16 protein-coding genes are annotated in these 14,169 nt (G+C 54.6%); 7 read left to right on the top strand and 9 right to left on the bottom strand.

Annotation, left to right across the window (positions count from 1 at the left end; translation table 11 throughout):
* Positions 1 to 248: 248 nt before the first annotated feature.
* Positions 249 to 677: a hypothetical protein gene (locus tag A8O25_RS02550; protein WP_066830420.1), complete on the bottom strand. Its 429-nt coding sequence runs from the start codon at positions 675 to 677 to the stop codon at positions 249 to 251.
* A 319-nt stretch (positions 678 to 996) separates the two neighbouring features.
* Here A8O25_RS02550 and A8O25_RS02545 point away from each other — a divergent pair, with 319 nt between their 5' ends.
* Both A8O25_RS02545 and A8O25_RS02540 read left to right on the top strand, forming a co-directional pair.
* Entirely contained in the window at positions 997 to 1,377 is a 381-nt protein-coding gene (locus A8O25_RS02545; protein WP_066830417.1) for an Hsp20/alpha crystallin family protein, read from the top strand.
* Between the two features lie 102 nt (positions 1,378 to 1,479).
* On the top strand, positions 1,480 to 2,040 hold the full coding sequence (locus tag A8O25_RS02540) for an Hsp20/alpha crystallin family protein (protein WP_066830414.1): 561 nt from the start codon (positions 1,480 to 1,482) through the stop codon (positions 2,038 to 2,040).
* A 76-nt stretch (positions 2,041 to 2,116) separates the two neighbouring features.
* On the opposite strand, the gene A8O25_RS02535 is transcribed toward A8O25_RS02540, so the two are convergent.
* Entirely contained in the window at positions 2,117 to 2,365 is a 249-nt protein-coding gene (locus tag A8O25_RS02535; protein WP_066830412.1) for a hypothetical protein, read from the bottom strand.
* A 162-nt stretch (positions 2,366 to 2,527) separates the two neighbouring features.
* Between A8O25_RS02535 and A8O25_RS02530 the strand changes: the two genes are divergently transcribed.
* Positions 2,528 to 3,271, top strand: coding sequence for a hypothetical protein (locus A8O25_RS02530; RefSeq protein WP_066830409.1), 744 nt, complete (start codon positions 2,528 to 2,530; stop codon positions 3,269 to 3,271).
* A 257-nt stretch (positions 3,272 to 3,528) separates the two neighbouring features.
* Here the strand turns inward: A8O25_RS02530 and A8O25_RS02525 are convergent, their stop codons facing one another.
* Positions 3,529 to 3,843, bottom strand: coding sequence for an SH3 domain-containing protein (locus A8O25_RS02525; protein WP_153042558.1), 315 nt, complete (start codon positions 3,841 to 3,843; stop codon positions 3,529 to 3,531).
* Between the two features lie 636 nt (positions 3,844 to 4,479).
* Between A8O25_RS02525 and A8O25_RS02515 the strand changes: the two genes are divergently transcribed.
* From A8O25_RS02515 to A8O25_RS02505, 3 genes are all read left to right on the top strand, one after another.
* Positions 4,480 to 4,938 carry a GNAT family N-acetyltransferase gene (locus tag A8O25_RS02515; protein WP_082893395.1) on the top strand — a complete coding sequence of 153 codons (459 nt, stop codon included), beginning with the start codon at positions 4,480 to 4,482 and terminating at the stop codon, positions 4,936 to 4,938.
* Between the two features lie 112 nt (positions 4,939 to 5,050).
* Positions 5,051 to 5,743 carry an alpha/beta fold hydrolase gene (locus tag A8O25_RS02510; protein ID WP_066830739.1) on the top strand — a complete coding sequence of 231 codons (693 nt, stop codon included), beginning with the start codon at positions 5,051 to 5,053 and terminating at the stop codon, positions 5,741 to 5,743.
* Complete coding sequence (locus tag A8O25_RS02505; RefSeq protein ID WP_066830393.1) at positions 5,736 to 6,149, top strand: septal ring lytic transglycosylase RlpA family protein; 414 nt, start codon at positions 5,736 to 5,738, stop codon at positions 6,147 to 6,149. The genes A8O25_RS02510 and A8O25_RS02505 overlap by 8 nt, the downstream gene beginning before the upstream one ends.
* Before the next feature lie 526 nt (positions 6,150 to 6,675).
* On the opposite strand, the gene A8O25_RS02500 is transcribed toward A8O25_RS02505, so the two are convergent.
* From A8O25_RS02500 to A8O25_RS02470, 6 genes are all read right to left on the bottom strand, one after another.
* Positions 6,676 to 7,380 carry a head GIN domain-containing protein gene (locus tag A8O25_RS02500; RefSeq protein ID WP_066830390.1) on the bottom strand — a complete coding sequence of 235 codons (705 nt, stop codon included), beginning with the start codon at positions 7,378 to 7,380 and terminating at the stop codon, positions 6,676 to 6,678.
* A 204-nt stretch (positions 7,381 to 7,584) separates the two neighbouring features.
* Positions 7,585 to 8,109: a hypothetical protein gene (locus tag A8O25_RS02495; RefSeq protein WP_153042557.1), complete on the bottom strand. Its 525-nt coding sequence runs from the start codon at positions 8,107 to 8,109 to the stop codon at positions 7,585 to 7,587.
* Between the two features lie 290 nt (positions 8,110 to 8,399).
* Positions 8,400 to 9,701 (bottom strand): S41 family peptidase, encoded by a 1,302-nt coding sequence (locus tag A8O25_RS02490; RefSeq protein ID WP_066830378.1) that lies wholly within the window; start codon positions 9,699 to 9,701, stop codon positions 8,400 to 8,402.
* A gap of 407 nt (positions 9,702 to 10,108) precedes the next feature.
* Positions 10,109 to 10,336, bottom strand: coding sequence for a hypothetical protein (locus A8O25_RS02480; protein ID WP_153042556.1), 228 nt, complete (start codon positions 10,334 to 10,336; stop codon positions 10,109 to 10,111).
* 401 nt (positions 10,337 to 10,737) lie between these two features.
* The gene (locus tag A8O25_RS02475; RefSeq protein WP_066830365.1) at positions 10,738 to 12,813 is read right to left on the bottom strand and encodes a M56 family metallopeptidase; all 2,076 of its coding nucleotides are present in this window, start codon (positions 12,811 to 12,813) and stop codon (positions 10,738 to 10,740) included.
* The gene (locus A8O25_RS02470; protein ID WP_066830364.1) at positions 12,788 to 13,192 is read right to left on the bottom strand and encodes a BlaI/MecI/CopY family transcriptional regulator; all 405 of its coding nucleotides are present in this window, start codon (positions 13,190 to 13,192) and stop codon (positions 12,788 to 12,790) included. Before A8O25_RS02470 ends, A8O25_RS02475 begins: the two co-directional genes overlap by 26 nt.
* A 396-nt stretch (positions 13,193 to 13,588) precedes the next feature.
* Between A8O25_RS02470 and A8O25_RS02465 the strand changes: the two genes are divergently transcribed.
* Positions 13,589 to 14,104, top strand: a complete 516-nt coding sequence (locus A8O25_RS02465) for a hypothetical protein (protein WP_066830362.1) — start codon at positions 13,589 to 13,591, stop codon at positions 14,102 to 14,104.
* The last annotated feature ends 65 nt before the right edge of the window (positions 14,105 to 14,169 follow it).

The following is a 14,169-nucleotide window of genomic DNA, read 5'->3' as shown; positions in this document are numbered from 1 at the left end:
TTGGTGTGGACCCTGGAGGAGTGAAAGAAAGCAAAGGCCATGTTCTTCAGCCTTAGAGCAGGTTTAAATTTGTCTTTTCTGCTGCAAACGGGTATCAAAAGAACCTGACATCGCATTTTTCTCCCACCATAGAAACGCTTCGTCAGAACCTTTCGCTCCCCATTTTCGCTCGCAAAACCAAAATTTAATCAAGCTCTTATTTATGGCTTTTACTGTAGCCCCTACTGCCCTGGCGAGTGAAAGAGATTTTACCCTTGCTGTTGCAGGGCGCTGGAAACAGGCTCCAGCAGCCAGGCCATGGCGTGGGGCTTATTGCCAAACTCTTTGGTGACCAAGTCTCCCAACCCCTCGGCACGTTTGTACATCTGCTCTACCGCAGTTTTGTTGAAGAAATCCTCAGAGACCAGCGTCACGTTTCTACGCAGGGAACTGGCGTATAGCCGGGGCAGTACTTCCTCCACAAACCACTCCTGGTCTACCTGCCGAATAGCCTTCATTTTTCTGTTATCGCCCAGCCAGCGCAAAGGCTTGTGTTCTTCCATTAAAGCAAGGCAGGCCGTAATTGCCTCTCTGAACTCGTGGGTATTGAGAAAGCCATTCCATTCAGCTATTCCTAATTGAGCTTCGTCATCATAGCTAATTGTAACCACATGGTTCTGAAAGTAGGTGAGTACCATACCCGGGGAAGTAACAGATGTAAGGAAAAATTTAGGACTGGTACGGAAAACAGGTGCTTTGAGTGACAAATTATTGAAAATTGCCCGCCTGCCCCTGCTTTCCCTCGGCATAGCAGCCTCCAAGCCGCCTGATTTTGTCAGGGCAGCAGGAAAACAAGCTGCTTACCCGTTTGTAAGAATCCTGACATAATGCCATTTCCATTCTTCTTCTCCTTGACAAAGTGTCTTTACCAGAGGGCAAGCACGTGCGTGCCGGGCTGTGGTACAGCCTTTGCTATTGACCCGTTAACTATCAACGTGTTGAAGAGGAGAAAGTGATATGAAACTGATAAAAGATAAAAAGTTCTTACAGAATATAGCCCATTACATTGACCTGACCAATACCCTGGGCGGTGGGGTAAGTCAGCCGCAGTTAAGGATTGACAAACTCAAGAAAGAATTGGTGCTCCGGGTGACCCTGCCGGGCATTGACCTGAGCCAGTGCCAGGTGCTGCTGGACAAAAACCAGCTGACCCTGATGGCGCTGCACCAAAGTGAGCTGAACCCGGCCATGCAGATCCCGCTGTTCCAGCACCAGGTGACGTTGCCCCCTTTTGTGGACTTCGGCCAGATTACGGTAGTGCATGAAGACCACGAGCTTCAGGTACGTGTGCCTTACCTGCCACAGGGCCCCAGGCTGCTAGAGATTGAGCAACGGTAACGGCCAGAACCGTTCCATGCCTTTGTACCTGGCTTCAACGGCCCCCGTGTCTACTAGACTGTTACATTTTGTTGCATCACATGTTTAAAAAAGAAAGGAGTAATGATGGCCATTCAAGGTAGCAGAAGCGGCTTTGAAGACTTCATGCCGCAGACATTCAGCAGCATGCTTGACCGCTTCTTTAATGATTCTGTGAACAACCGTGAGCGGTTGAACCGCTTTAGCCCACTGGTAGACATTTGTGAGACAGACCAGAGCTACCAGATAGAGGCAACGCTCCCCGGGCTTGCCAAAGAAGACATCCAGCTGGATTTCCATGAGGGGCAGCTGACCATCTCTGGCGAGCGCACCCTGCAGAAAGAGCAAAAAGAGAAGAAGTACCATCTGGTGGAAAACCATTATGGTACCTTCAGCCGCTCTTTCAGGCTGCCAGACACCATAGACCCCGAGAAAATTGAAGCCGTTTTTGAGAACGGTATTCTGCGGGTGACAGTGCCAAAAGACGAGCGTAAAACCGCCCGCCACCGCATTCAAGTGCGGGATGGGGCCGCTCAGCCGGTGCAATTAGAAGAGAGTTCAGGCACAGGGAACCAGAACCCGGTGAAAGCCGCTGCTCCCAAAAAGAAGCAGCCAAGCCTGGCCCATGAAAACGGCACCCATTAAGTTACTTACCTGAAAAAAGGAAGGGCAGGTGGTTTTAGAACTACCTGCCCTTTCGCTTTAAGTAGGCCAGCAGAGATTACCCCTGCATGCCGCTGCTCATGGCTGCGTTGCCGTTCCCTTTGTCACGCCCGGTCCCGTCAGGAATACTTCCGGGGTTGGTAGGAGACACCTTACTGGTCTGCCCGGGGGTAACGGGGGCATTGTGGCCGCCGCCAGAGATACGGGTAGCGTTTCCTGACTCCACGGGTCTGGGGTTGTTGGCCCTATAAAAATACATGCTCACAAAAAAAGCTATGACTACTAAAATAACAATTGCAACTACCATGGTCTTCTAAGTTAAGTGGAACAATACACTTCCCTTTCTTTTACTGGCGTTTAGGCTCTGCTGTTTCGCGGGGGCGGCGGTATCTGCCTGAAACAGGCGTATTTCAGTATTTTATGCTCAGATTTTATCATAGAGAGGTGAACTTTCCGTTATAAGAGAGCTATGATCAAAAAATTATATTTCCTGTTCTTCTTCTGCTGGGCGGTGGCAGAGGGTGCCGCCGCCCAGCAAACCTCTTCAGGGCAACCGTACTTTATTGAGCTGCACACCGGGGAGAGGGTGTATGCGCGCAGGCTGCAGTATAAAAGCCCGGTGTTCAAACAGAATTACTTCCTGCTGGATGACTCGCTCCGGTACGCCCCAGAAACGGTGAAGTACTTCCAGAGCCCAGACGGCTTTTTTGCGCGTCTTAACGCGGGGCGCCGGTACAGTGACTTTGCCCAGCGGGAGCAGCCCGGCCGGGTTTCTACCTACTTTGTGTACCGCACAGACTACAGTTCCTACAGCCCCGGCATTGGCGTAGGCATGGGAGGCATGGGTATGGGCGGATATGGCTATGGCTACCCTACGCAGCGGCGTGTCTATTATTTCTCAAAAGACAATGGGCCCTTAGAGCCCCTCACCTATAAGAATTTACGGGTAGCCTTGTCTGACAACCCGGGCAGCATAGAGACCCTGCAACAGTACAAACGCGGCCAAAACATACGCACGGGCATGTATGTAGTAGGCGCCGGGCTCATCATTGCCGGGCTGCAGCAGCAGTTCAACAGCGGCCGGAACTCAGGCTACTCCCCGTTACTTTTTGTAGGCCTGGGGGTGAGCTTGCTTCCGCAGATTATCAAGCTGGTAAAGAAAGACCAACTGGCCCACGCCATTGAGCTGTACAACTACACCCCGGTTGAATAAAAACCTGCGCTGTTGCTAAAAAAGCAAGAAGGCCTGCTGTACAGCAGGCCTTCTTGCTTTTTCATGTTTTACTTCTTTTGCAGCAGGGCGCTTAAAGCATGTTTGAATTTTGATTTTACGGCCTAAAAGCACCAGAAAAAGGTTCTGCGGAAGCACTTTTGGAGCAACGCAGCAGCACTACGGGGCCAGAAAAGGGTGAACACAGGTTCTTTTCAGGGCGTTTTGCAGCGTAAAACCCAGATTTCAACATGCGGTTCTTAGAAATTAGCGGCACTGGGGGCCGTACGGGCGGCTTTCACAGCGGTGGCTTTTTTGCCTTTTCTTTCTTTCAGGTAAGAATTCAGCACATAGCCGCCTTCGCCGTCAATCTGAACCAGGGACCACTCGGTATTAACCTGTCTCACAACAGTGATCTGGTCTTCTGGGGTCAGCACCCGCATCACCTCGGTGCCCAAGGTGGGTTGGCGGAACATGCGTACCTTTTTGCTGTTCACATGTGAAGTGGGCTCTTGGGCAAATACAACAAATACTTGCATCAGGAAAACGGCGGAAAGAAGGATAATACGTTTCATAATTTTAAATGGGGTTTTAAAGTGGTGAATGTTTATATTATTTTGAAGTAGTTTCTTTTCATTATTCCCACACTCCCGCTCAGGAAAGAGCATAGGGGGCAGGGGCAGAATCTCTGCCATTCTTTTTACTAAACTATTGCTCCTTAATTGCTTACAACTTTATAGATGCAGATTCTGGAAGATGGTTGCTTCAGGTTTTTAAAATTTTAAAAATATTTTCAACTTCCTTTCCTCCCGCCCAACCTTCTCTGTTTCACAAGCCGCTTCTTTGCATTTTCCCTCTCAGCGTTAAGCGGCTTCCGTCTCTGCAGCTCTACTATGGCAACACCTATGCCAAACTTGCAAACAGCTAATTTACAATCACTTACAAGACAACTATTCTCACCCAACTGCCCGCTTATGAACACCAACTATTCAGATCCGGACACCGGAGCCGTTTTGCAGCTGCCCCGCCGGCTTTGCTGGCGGTTCTTTTGCCCTCTTGGTTTCATAAAGTCAGGGCAAAGGTAGAAGGCCGCCAAAGCCCCTGCAACACCTACTCCGTTGATTAACAAATATTTAACCTATGCCGTGATTCTATAACACATTCTTAACAGTTCTTTAAATGCTGGTTTCTTTTCCTGTCTTTCTACATTTGTGACCACCACTTTTGAGACCATGATTCCTTCCTTCCACATCAGGCCTATTACCCAACTCCCTGAAATGCTGCAGCAGCACCGGCTCATTCAGCACCTGAACCCGCAGATGGAGTTTTCGCGCTATGAGCAGCTGCTGCACCAGATGCTGCCCAACAACTACCAGATGGTAGGTGTCTTTGACCGCGAAATGTGCATTGGCCTCTCCGGTTACTGGATTGGCACCAAGCTGTATAGCGGGAAATACCTGGAGGTAGACAACTTTGTGGTAGATGAGCAGTACCGTTCCCAGGGCGTGGGCAAGCTCCTGCTGGACTGGCTCACCTCTGAAGCCGGGCGCCAGGGCTGTGAAACCATGATGCTAGACGCCTACGTGGTGAACAATGCCGCCCATAAGTTTTACCTGCGCGAAGGCTTTGCCATCAAAGGCTTCCATTTTCTGAAGCGCCTTAAAAAGTAAACCGCACCGCCTCTTAGCCCGGCAGGCACAGCCGTCTGTTTTGGGGCTGTTTTGCTGAAAACAGCCCCAAAACAGAAGTTGCCCCACCTCACCTGAAAGGTTATCTTTGGCCATGACCCCACTTCTACTACTGCACGGCGCGCTGGGCGCCGACAGCCAGTTCAAGCCCCTGCTCCCGTTGCTGCCCGCCGCCCTGCCGGTGTATTCCTTTAATTTGGCAGGCCACGGCGGAGAACCTTTTTCTGACCAGCCGTTCAGGATGGAATCTTTTGTGCAGCAGCTGTTGGAGTGGCTGGCGGCCCGGCAGCTAGGGCCGGTGCAGGTGTTTGGCTACAGCATGGGCGGCTATGTGGCACTAGAAGCGGCCAGGCAGCAGCCCCAGCGGTTCCGGAAGATCTTTACGCTGGCCACCAAGTTTGCCTGGTCCCCTGAAACCGCCGCACATGAGACGGCACGCCTTCGGCCGGAGGCCATTCAAAAAAAGGTACCCGCCTTTGCCCAGACGCTGCAACAGCGCCACGCCCCGCAAGACTGGGCCCAGCTGCTGCACCAGACGGCAGACATGATGCGGGCCCTTGGCCAGCAGCCGCTGCTCACCTCAGAAAAATTAGGCCAGATACAGGTGCCGGTACGCGTGGCCGTGGGCGACCGCGACCAGATGGTGACCGTAGAAGAGACGGTTGCCGCGTACCGAAGCCTGCCCAGCGCCCAGCTACAGGTACTACCAGACACCCGGCATCCGTTAGAACAAGTATCCCTGCCCCTGCTGGCGCAGGCCCTGAACCAGTATTTTGCTTATGCGTGATTTCACACCTGCTTTTAGGCACCTGCTGCCCCTGCTGTTCTCTTTTGCCGTTCTGTTCACCACAGGCTGCTCCTCTGGCAAGCCCGGGTTTGGCCAGAAAGGCTATACAGAAAGCGGCAAAGCGTCTTATTACTCCAACAAGCTTGCGGGCAACAAGATGGCCAACGGGCAGCGCTACCGCCCCGGCAAACGCACGGCCGCCCATAAAAAGCTTCCGTTTGGCACTAAAGTGAAAGTAACCAACCCCACCACCGGCAAATCTGTGAAAGTGCGCATCACAGACCGGGGGCCGTTTGTCTCTGGCCGCATCTTAGACCTTTCTATGTCTGCGGCGCGCAAGCTGGATCTGGTGAAGAGCGGGGTGGCCCCGGTTCAGATGAAAGTACTGAAGCCCGTGAAAAAGTAAGCCCGCCGCGTAAGGCACCAGCCTGTTTTTGGCCTGTTTTTCTGAAAACAGGCAAAAACAGGCTCCCGTGTTCTTCTGTCTCTGACAGTGTCTGAAATGGTTCTCTCCCGCCTCTTCTGGCATAAACGAAAAAACAATACCCAGGCTTTCCCAAAGCTCCCAGGAGCCGGGCTTCTAAGCAGGTATTCCTTCAGCTCCTGAAGTCCCTCACTGCTGCGGTCTCCCCTTTCCAGAATGGCAGCAACCTGGAGCCTGTTTACCGTTGGGTTTGGAAGCGAGGAGCCTCAGCGCGAGGCTTTACATAGCCGTTAGCTTAATAGCGGCGTGGCCAGGGCGGTAAAAGCGGGAAGGTAGGTTCTGGCCCTCTACAGCACCAAGGCAAATTCACATTGGCCGCGGGCTCTTTTCAGCCTGTGCGGGCGGTGTCCTTTTTTGCCTGGCCCCAGAAACACCCTTCTCCATACAGAAAGCGCCCGGGCAGAAGAGAATCTGCCCGGGCGCTTATCACCTGCTAAAACAAAAAAACTTACATGGGTCTTACTTTGCCCATGCCTGTATGCTTCACCTTAGGGGAGCCTTTGTAATCTACACTCACAATACCCGCGCCGTCTACGTTCAGCTCTTTGGCAACATTTACCTCGGCATGGCTGACCCCGGCGGCGTCAATGGAAAAATAATTCGTCTTTAAGTCTGCGGCTTTCAGGCTGGAGGCGCCGGCCATATCCAGGTCTACCTTGTCGGCGCGGCCGCTGAGGGTAACACTGGTGCCACCCGCCACGTCTGCCTGCAGCTCTTTCACCTGCAGGGCCATCTCTACGTTGATACCGCCCGCCATCTCCATTCTCAGGGCAGAGCCGGTGATGGTGTTGGTAGAGGTTAGCTTGATGCCTCCGGCCAGTTCCAGGCTTTTAAGGTTCTGCACGGTCACGTACGCTTTCAGTTTCTTGGCATTGCGCACCCGGTTAGCCTTGGTCCTGATGGTGAGCACGCCATTTTCCACCTCGGTCTCAATCAAGGGGAGAATGTTTTCATCGGCTTCCAGTTTAAGGCTTTCAGTAGCACCCTGGGTGAGCACAATCTCAAAGCCACCGCTCACGGCCAGCCCGGTAAAGGAGCCCACTGAGCGGGTCTGGGTCTGGATTTTACCGTTTCCGTTCACGGTCTGCGCCTGGGCAACCTGCAGCAGGCTCATCAACGCTACCAGCAGCAGCAAGGGGAATGACTTTTTCATGGGAGTTTGGGTTAGAGGTAGTTCTGTTCTTTCTCCTATAGATGCAGGTTTCTGGCAAAGGTTGCCTGCCCTGTTCCCCCAGAGGTAAATTTTTGCTAGCATACCGGCTTCACCAGGGCGCAGGGCATGTGCCGCCCGCAGCTGTTTTAGGCCTACTTTTTGAAAAACAGGCCGAAAACAGAAACAGGGAAGGCCGTCACTTCTTTACCCTTGGCTTCTCTCTACTCCCGCGCGCCCAAACGCCACCGCCTGCCGGTCACCGGTGTTGCTGAACAGCCGCCAGAAATGGCCAGCCTCCTCCAGCACCCCTTTGGCGGGTGAAACGAGGAGCCCCTGGTTTCCGCCCAGCGCAATCGTCAACTCGCCGTCAGGGGAAACGGTAACCTGCTGCACCCGCAACTGCTCAGACGGCTGCCGCACCAGCTCCTGCAGTTTACGGTCGCGCAGGTTGCTGCCGGGTACCTGCGGGTCAAAGGCGGGATCTGCCAGGGCCCGGGCATCACGCGGCAGTTCCACCTCGTGAAACTGGATACCCGTCTCGCCGGGCTGCTCCAGTTGCCAGTAACAGGCCACTTCCAGGGTCCAGGCGCCCACATCCAGGATCAACCCGTAGGCATTGGTCACCTGCGCCTTCCCAAAATGGAAGAACTGCACATGCCCCAGCCGGGTAGCCTTGGTTAACGGCAGCCCCGGCAGGTGCTGCAACTCCTGAAAAATCTTCTCGCTCATAGGTGCTTTGTAAAACTGCCGCAAAGGTACGGGTTTCGCTGCATTGCCCGCGCGCGTTTCCTGGCCGTTTTCTTGAAAAGAGGCCCAAAACAGAAAGCCCGGCGGTGCCCGCCTGCGCAAGATTTTTTAGAGCCTTTCCCCATTTGTCTTTTGCGCTGCAAACAGGCCTCAAAAGAACCTGACAAGCCGGTTGCCCCGCCCCATAGCGGGGCGTTTGCGGCTCTGAAAAGGGGAGAGAAGCACCTTGCAACCCCGGTTTTCGCCTGCAAAAGCAACGTGTTAACAAGCGCTCACTTAACCACCAGCAGGGAGTTGACATTGCCGTTTTCCTGCACGGTCTCCGGGTTGGCGGGGTCCCTCATCCATTTTCCGTCTACAATAAAAGAGTAGCTTATTTTACCCGGCTCCACCTGTGCCTGCCCCACCCAGCGGTCACCCTGTCTTTTCAGGAGCAGGCTTTTTCTGGCGAAGGAGTTGAAAGAGCCCGCCACTGCCACTTCTTTGGCCTCAGCAAACCCTGCGAGGCTGAAGGTGACCATGCGCAGCTGGGGTGGGTTGTCCCGCAGCCTCTGCCCTTGAGCCAGCAGCGCCTGTTTCCTGGCCGCATCTGCGGTGGCAGCAGCTAGTGCGCGCAAAGCCAGCAACTGACCAGCGTATAAAGCCCTGATAGACGGCACCAAGGTGTCTGGCTTTACCCCCACCTGCTCCCAGTTGGTTTGGGTGACAGGGTTCACAGAGCGGCTGTTGGGCACTGTGACCTCAAACTGGGCATTGGCTCTCACCAGTTCAGCAGGATTGGCACCGCCCCTGGTCACCTCGCCCACCACGGTGGCCCGCTTGAGATGCTGCAGGTCATAGGCCAGCTCCTCGCCCCCTGAAAAAGTACGGCCACTGGTTAAGAGGTAAAGAGGTTTCTCCAGGTACCGGGGGCCGGGCACCCACGCGGGTGTCCAGAACTGGCGGGTGCTGTTGGTGCTTCTGTAATAGATATCCAGCAGATGCACGGGCTCTGGGAAGAAGTAGCCACACAGAAACGGGATAGTGTTGGGATCTAAACTGCCCCGGCATTCCCGCAGGTCCAGGATCAGGGCATCTGTGTGGGCTACAAACTGCATGGCGGCAATCAGGGTGTCAGCGCACTTGTCTAGCGGCCCGAACATGGGCAGGTTCAGGTAGCCAATATTGCCGGGCAGTATCTCTTTTTTCTTTACCCCGTAGCTACCCTCTTTCAAGGTTCTAGTAAGCCATGCCCCGTAGCCCTGCCCCTCCTGTCCTTTTTTTTCGGCCGCAGGCCGAAGCGGAGCATAGCTTACCCCCAGATGCTGGTCTTTAGACACCAGCCGCAAGTCTCTAGTGAGCTGAAAGGCAAATTCCTGACCAGAGGCAATGGTGTCATAGCGGCCCTTCGCCATCTGTTGCCGCACCTGCCGCTCCATCTGCGCCGCCACCTCCGGGAACACGTAGTTTTCCTTCAGCACTTTACAGACAGCCTCTACGGCTTCCTGCTTCTCTTTCTTTGACAGCTGGGCCTGGGTCACACAGGACAGGAGCAGGCATACCCCCAGCAGGAGGTTTCTTTTAAGGGAAAACATAGTAGCAATGGTAAGTTCAGAAGTTCTTTTAATGGATTGTGCTCAGGGAATTCCTGCTTTGGGGCTGTTTTCCTGAAAACAGCCCCAAAACAGGAATAGTATTTGACAGCTTCTGTCATAGTAGCAGCTCCTGCCTTCTGGTGGTTAGCGCTTGTTCTGTTTTGCCTAGCAGTTTCAGGCTTGCCTGGTTGATCTTTTTGTTGGGAACAGCTTTCCAGCGGGCGGCATCAGAGACAAGCTCTTCCTGAATGAGTTGTTTTGGCAGATCCCGTACAGGCAGCTTTTGCCAAACGCTTGGGCATTTTGGACTTCTTTGCGGGTGGGGCAGGGGCAGGTTTCTGTGCCAAGGCAGCGGTGCCCACCACCGCCAGGGCCAACAGCAGGACAAGTTGTTTCAGGGCATTGAATCACACAGGGTTGCCGCTGCTTCTATGACTCTTTTTCTGCGCAAAGGCTGCTTGCCCGCTTTTACTTTTGGCAGCTGGCTTATACCCATTGGGGGGCGCACCGGCCCCTTTGCCAACCGCCGCCTTGGCTAAGAGCAGTTCCCGCTCTGCCTGGGCATAGTCTTTCACTTTGAAATTCGCGTACGCCTTGCAGTAGTGGCGCAAAAAAGCGTCTGGTAAATTCTTCATAGCTTTCAAAAAAGGCATAGACACAGCACCTCCAGAGACACCAGATTTACAGGTGCCTGAGTGCATGTTTAATATTCTTCTTTTGCACTGGCAAGCGGGCCCCAAAGAACCTGACCTCGCGGTTGCCTCGCCCTACTGCGGGCCGTTTGCGGCTCTAAAAACGGGATAGAGGAACCTTTTGCCCCGGCTTTCACCTGCAAAGTCAAACTGTAGACAAGCGCTGGGAAGAAAATCAGGAAATTGTCAGAAAATGGCAGGAGGTCTCTCGTTAGTCTGTTTTTGGGCTGATTTTAGAAAAACAGCCCAAAAACAGACTAAAAAAGAATAACAGAAATAACGGACAACAGGCCGGAAACAGACAGGAAGGCTACAAAACATGGTGGTAACCAACCACGCGGTGGCTACTTCTTGTCTAGGGTGTGCTTAGAGTTGATCTTAAAGCTGGCGCCGTCTTTTTTGAACATTTTCTCCACGTCTTCCCCGGTTGCCTGCTGCATGATCTTCTTGTACTTCTCAAATGTGGCGTCTGGTTGCTTCTGGCCATTGACGGTGAGGCCCGTTTTATCCATGGTGAACTCGTAGTTGTCGTCGGCTGACTTGATCAGGCCGTCTTCTACCAGGGCAGCCTTCAGCGCCTCCACCATGGCGTTGTGCTTTTTCATGCGCTCCTCGTGCTCTTTCATGCGCGCAGCGTGTTCAGCCATGCGTTTGTTGTGGTCTTTCATGCGCTCACTGTGTTCGGCTAACCGCTGCTTGTGCTCCCCTGAGCGACTGGCCTGGCTGGCTTCCAGCTTAGCGGCGAACTCCTGCTGGCGCGCATGGTACTCCTCCATTTTGGCATGGTACTCCTTCATGCGCCCCTCGTACTTCTTCATTGACTGCTGGTAGCGCCGGTTGGCTTCCTCATCATCTGGCAGCGGAGCTACCGGCGGCACAGGAGGCACAGGGGGAACCGGTGCGCGCAGGAGGCTGGTGGCATGTGCGCCCGGCGGGGTGGGCGGAGCAGGGGCCATGGCCACGCCGGGAACAGGCGGCAGGGGCGCAGAGGGAGCAGGTGGCATACTGGTGTTCTCCTCCAGCGCGCCCAGTGAAGCTTCTACGTGCTGCAACGCCTGCTCCACCTCGGCTTCATTTCTCAGGGTTTTGCCCTGCCTGGCCACGGCCAGCTGCTGTTCAATGCGGTCCTGGTACTTGCCCAGCTCATCTTTAGGCACCCGCTGGCCGTTCACGTACACCTCCACCACTTTGCCTTTCTTGTTTTGCACAATGATGAGGCCGTCTGCCAGTTGCTGCAGGGTAAACCCTTCCTCCATCTGCTCAACCATGGCAGAAGCCGCCGTGGCAGTGGTACCCTGGGGCACGGCAGGCGCTTCTTCACGGGCTTGCCCCTGGGCCTGCGTGTTCTGGACGGGCTCATTGGCCCACGCGCTGGCGGAGAACACCAGCACCCCGGCAATTACGGCGCAACTGGCCAGGAAGCCTTCTGAGAAAGTAGGCCTTAAGGTAGATTTCTGCACCAGACGGGTGATGCGGCTTAACAAGGTTCTCCGGCGGCCAGAAAATGCCACGGCCAGGCGGGGAGAGGCTCCATTCTTTTTCATCATCATTTCTTCTAAGTGGGTTAAGGCGTAAGCGTAAGTGAGCGAGTCACCGCAGAGGGCTAGGGCCAGGTCATCACAGGCGTGTTCGCGCTCGGTGCGCGCACAGTCAGAGATCCACCACACGGCCGGGTGGAAGAAAAACAGGGTCTCCACCATGGTCTGCAGCAGGTTGAGCAGGTAATCTTTGCGGCGCACGTGCGCCAGTTCATGCGCCAGAATGGCTTCTACCTGAGCGGTAGAGAGGCCAGTCAGGGCCCCCAGCGGAAACAGGATAAGCGGCTTAAAATGGCCAATGACCATAGGCACCTGTACCATGGCAGACTCAGCCACCGTCACCAGCTGGCCAATGCCCAGTTGCCGGCCCAGCTCCCGCGTCTTCTGCTGCCACACCTCAGAGACGGCACGGGTGCGGTAAGACCTGAGCCGCTGCACATACACCCAGCCCCCCAACACTTTCAGGCCCAGGATGAGCATGCCCAGCAGCCACAGCGTGACCACCAGCGGCAGATGCTGGTCAAAGTACGCCTGCCCCTGCGCCCAAACCTTCTCCAATATCCCCATGGGCTGCGCCTGAGCAACGGGTTGAGAAAATGCCGCCCCAGCTGTGGCGCCTACCGTTGCCGGGGCGGCGGCGGCACCCTTAGCAGGCTCATACAGCTGAAAGAAGGTCACCCCGGAGACCAGCAGCAGCGCTACCAGCCCCGCCCATGCCACGTGGTAGCGGGTGGCGGCGGTATGGCGGTGCATGAGCCCCAGCAGGGCGGCCAGCAACAGGGCAATAAGAGCACCCTGCCAGAGTGAGTGCAGGAGCGTCCAGCCCAGGGCGTGTAATACCTCCTGGGGCAGTACATCATGAATCAGATGCTGAGGATTCATCTTCCAGTTTCTTTAAAAGGTGACGGATTTGATCTAGTTCTTCTGGGGAGGTTTTGCGGTTTCCCAGGGCTTGCATGACCAGCTTCATGGCAGATCCCCGGAACGTGGTGTCTAAAAAGCGGTTGAGCAGGCTCTGCTGGGTTTCCTCTTCGGTCACGGCCGCCTGGTAGAGGTGGGAGCGGCTTTCCTCATCACGGGTGACCAGGTTCTTCTCAAACATGATCTGCAGGAGTTTAAGCGTGGTGGTGTAGCCGGTCTCTTTGGTTTTGTTCTGTTCTTCATTCACCAACCGCACGGTGCTGGGGCCGTTCTGCCACAGAATCTGCAGAATCTCCAGTTCAGTATCAGTGGGTTTCAGGGGTGCTTTGTTTTCGGGCATATGTAAGGCGGCAGCTGTACTACGATCTATTTCGCAGGCAATTATACGAACACTTTCGTAAAAAGAAAATATTTACTACGACTTTTTTCGTACAAACTTAAAAAAAACCCCGTCAGACAGTTGCCGCCAACCCTCAACCCACCTATTTCCTGCACCGGCCGTGCATACTGGAGGCGGGCTGGCCCAGAAATCCCGCTGCCCTGGCGCACGCAGCAGTGTCTGTTTTTGGCTTGTTTTCAGGAAAACAGCCCGAAAACAGCAGCCAGAGAACATTCACGGAAGTAAAAGGACGCAAGAAAATCTCTACCAGCCACACCGCCGTCTGCGTTAAGACGTTGTAGTGAAAGATGCCGCCTCAGGCGCAGCAGATTTCTGATTACTTGCGTACCTTACCCTATGAAAAAGCTATTACTGGCGGTGCTGGGCCTCTCCCTCTATTTTTGCACACCTGCGTGGGCGCAGCGGTACAAAACCGCGGCCGGCCTGCGCATAGGCAGTGAAGAGGTGGGGCTAACGGTGCAGCAGAAGATTCTGGAGAAAACCACCCTGGAGGGGCTGGTCACGGCCGCTCCGCGCGAAGTCACCGTCACCGCTCTGGCTGAGCGCCACTTCCCCATGCTGGGGCAGCGCTTCAACTATTACCTGGGCGGGGGCGTGCACGCCGGCAACATGAAAGACTACGGCGCCATCTACGGCTTTGACGGCATAGCCGGCATTGAGTACAAGATCAACGGGCTGCCGTTCCTGCTCTCGGGAGACATTAAACCGGCGTTCCACCTGCGGCATGAGACGTGGTTCAACCTGGGCGGCGCCTTCTCTATCAGGTACGTGCTGGTCAAAGAGAAGCCCCCGGGGCCCATGGAGATCATCAGGGGCATCTTTGGCGGCGGCAAGAACAAGAAGAAGAAATAAGGCATTGGCCCCAGAAAGATGTACTTTGCGTTTTGGAGCCGTTTTGGCCAAAACAGCTCCAAAAC

It is taken from the genome of Rufibacter ruber (assembly GCF_001647275.1).
Lineage (GTDB): Bacteria > Bacteroidota > Bacteroidia > Cytophagales > Hymenobacteraceae > Nibribacter > Nibribacter ruber_C.
Note: the sequence above shows the minus strand (reverse complement) of the source record. Positions and strands in the feature narration are given on the sequence as shown.

Excerpts from the sequence above, each read along its gene's own strand:
- A8O25_RS02495 (WP_153042557.1), bottom strand. The coding sequence starts at position 8,109 with ATGAGCGAGAAGATTTTTCAGGAGTTGCAGCACCTGCCGGGGCTGCCG.
- A8O25_RS02550 (WP_066830420.1), bottom strand. The coding sequence starts at position 677 with ATGGTACTCACCTACTTTCAGAACCATGTGGTTACAATTAGCTATGAT.
- A8O25_RS02510 (WP_066830739.1), top strand. The coding sequence starts at position 5,051 with ATGACCCCACTTCTACTACTGCACGGCGCGCTGGGCGCCGACAGCCAG.
- A8O25_RS02505 (WP_066830393.1), top strand. The coding sequence starts at position 5,736 with ATGCGTGATTTCACACCTGCTTTTAGGCACCTGCTGCCCCTGCTGTTC.
- A8O25_RS02525 (WP_153042558.1), bottom strand. The coding sequence starts at position 3,843 with ATGAAACGTATTATCCTTCTTTCCGCCGTTTTCCTGATGCAAGTATTT.
- A8O25_RS02535 (WP_066830412.1), bottom strand. The coding sequence starts at position 2,365 with ATGGTAGTTGCAATTGTTATTTTAGTAGTCATAGCTTTTTTTGTGAGC.
- A8O25_RS02490 (WP_066830378.1), bottom strand. The coding sequence starts at position 9,701 with ATGTTTTCCCTTAAAAGAAACCTCCTGCTGGGGGTATGCCTGCTCCTG.
- A8O25_RS02545 (WP_066830417.1), top strand. The coding sequence starts at position 997 with ATGAAACTGATAAAAGATAAAAAGTTCTTACAGAATATAGCCCATTAC.
- A8O25_RS02480 (WP_153042556.1), bottom strand. The coding sequence starts at position 10,336 with ATGAAGAATTTACCAGACGCTTTTTTGCGCCACTACTGCAAGGCGTAC.
- A8O25_RS02530 (WP_066830409.1), top strand. The coding sequence starts at position 2,528 with ATGATCAAAAAATTATATTTCCTGTTCTTCTTCTGCTGGGCGGTGGCA.
- A8O25_RS02475 (WP_066830365.1), bottom strand. The coding sequence starts at position 12,813 with ATGAATCCTCAGCATCTGATTCATGATGTACTGCCCCAGGAGGTATTA.
- A8O25_RS02470 (WP_066830364.1), bottom strand. The coding sequence starts at position 13,192 with ATGCCCGAAAACAAAGCACCCCTGAAACCCACTGATACTGAACTGGAG.
- A8O25_RS02540 (WP_066830414.1), top strand. The coding sequence starts at position 1,480 with ATGATGGCCATTCAAGGTAGCAGAAGCGGCTTTGAAGACTTCATGCCG.
- A8O25_RS02500 (WP_066830390.1), bottom strand. The coding sequence starts at position 7,380 with ATGAAAAAGTCATTCCCCTTGCTGCTGCTGGTAGCGTTGATGAGCCTG.
- A8O25_RS02465 (WP_066830362.1), top strand. The coding sequence starts at position 13,589 with ATGAAAAAGCTATTACTGGCGGTGCTGGGCCTCTCCCTCTATTTTTGC.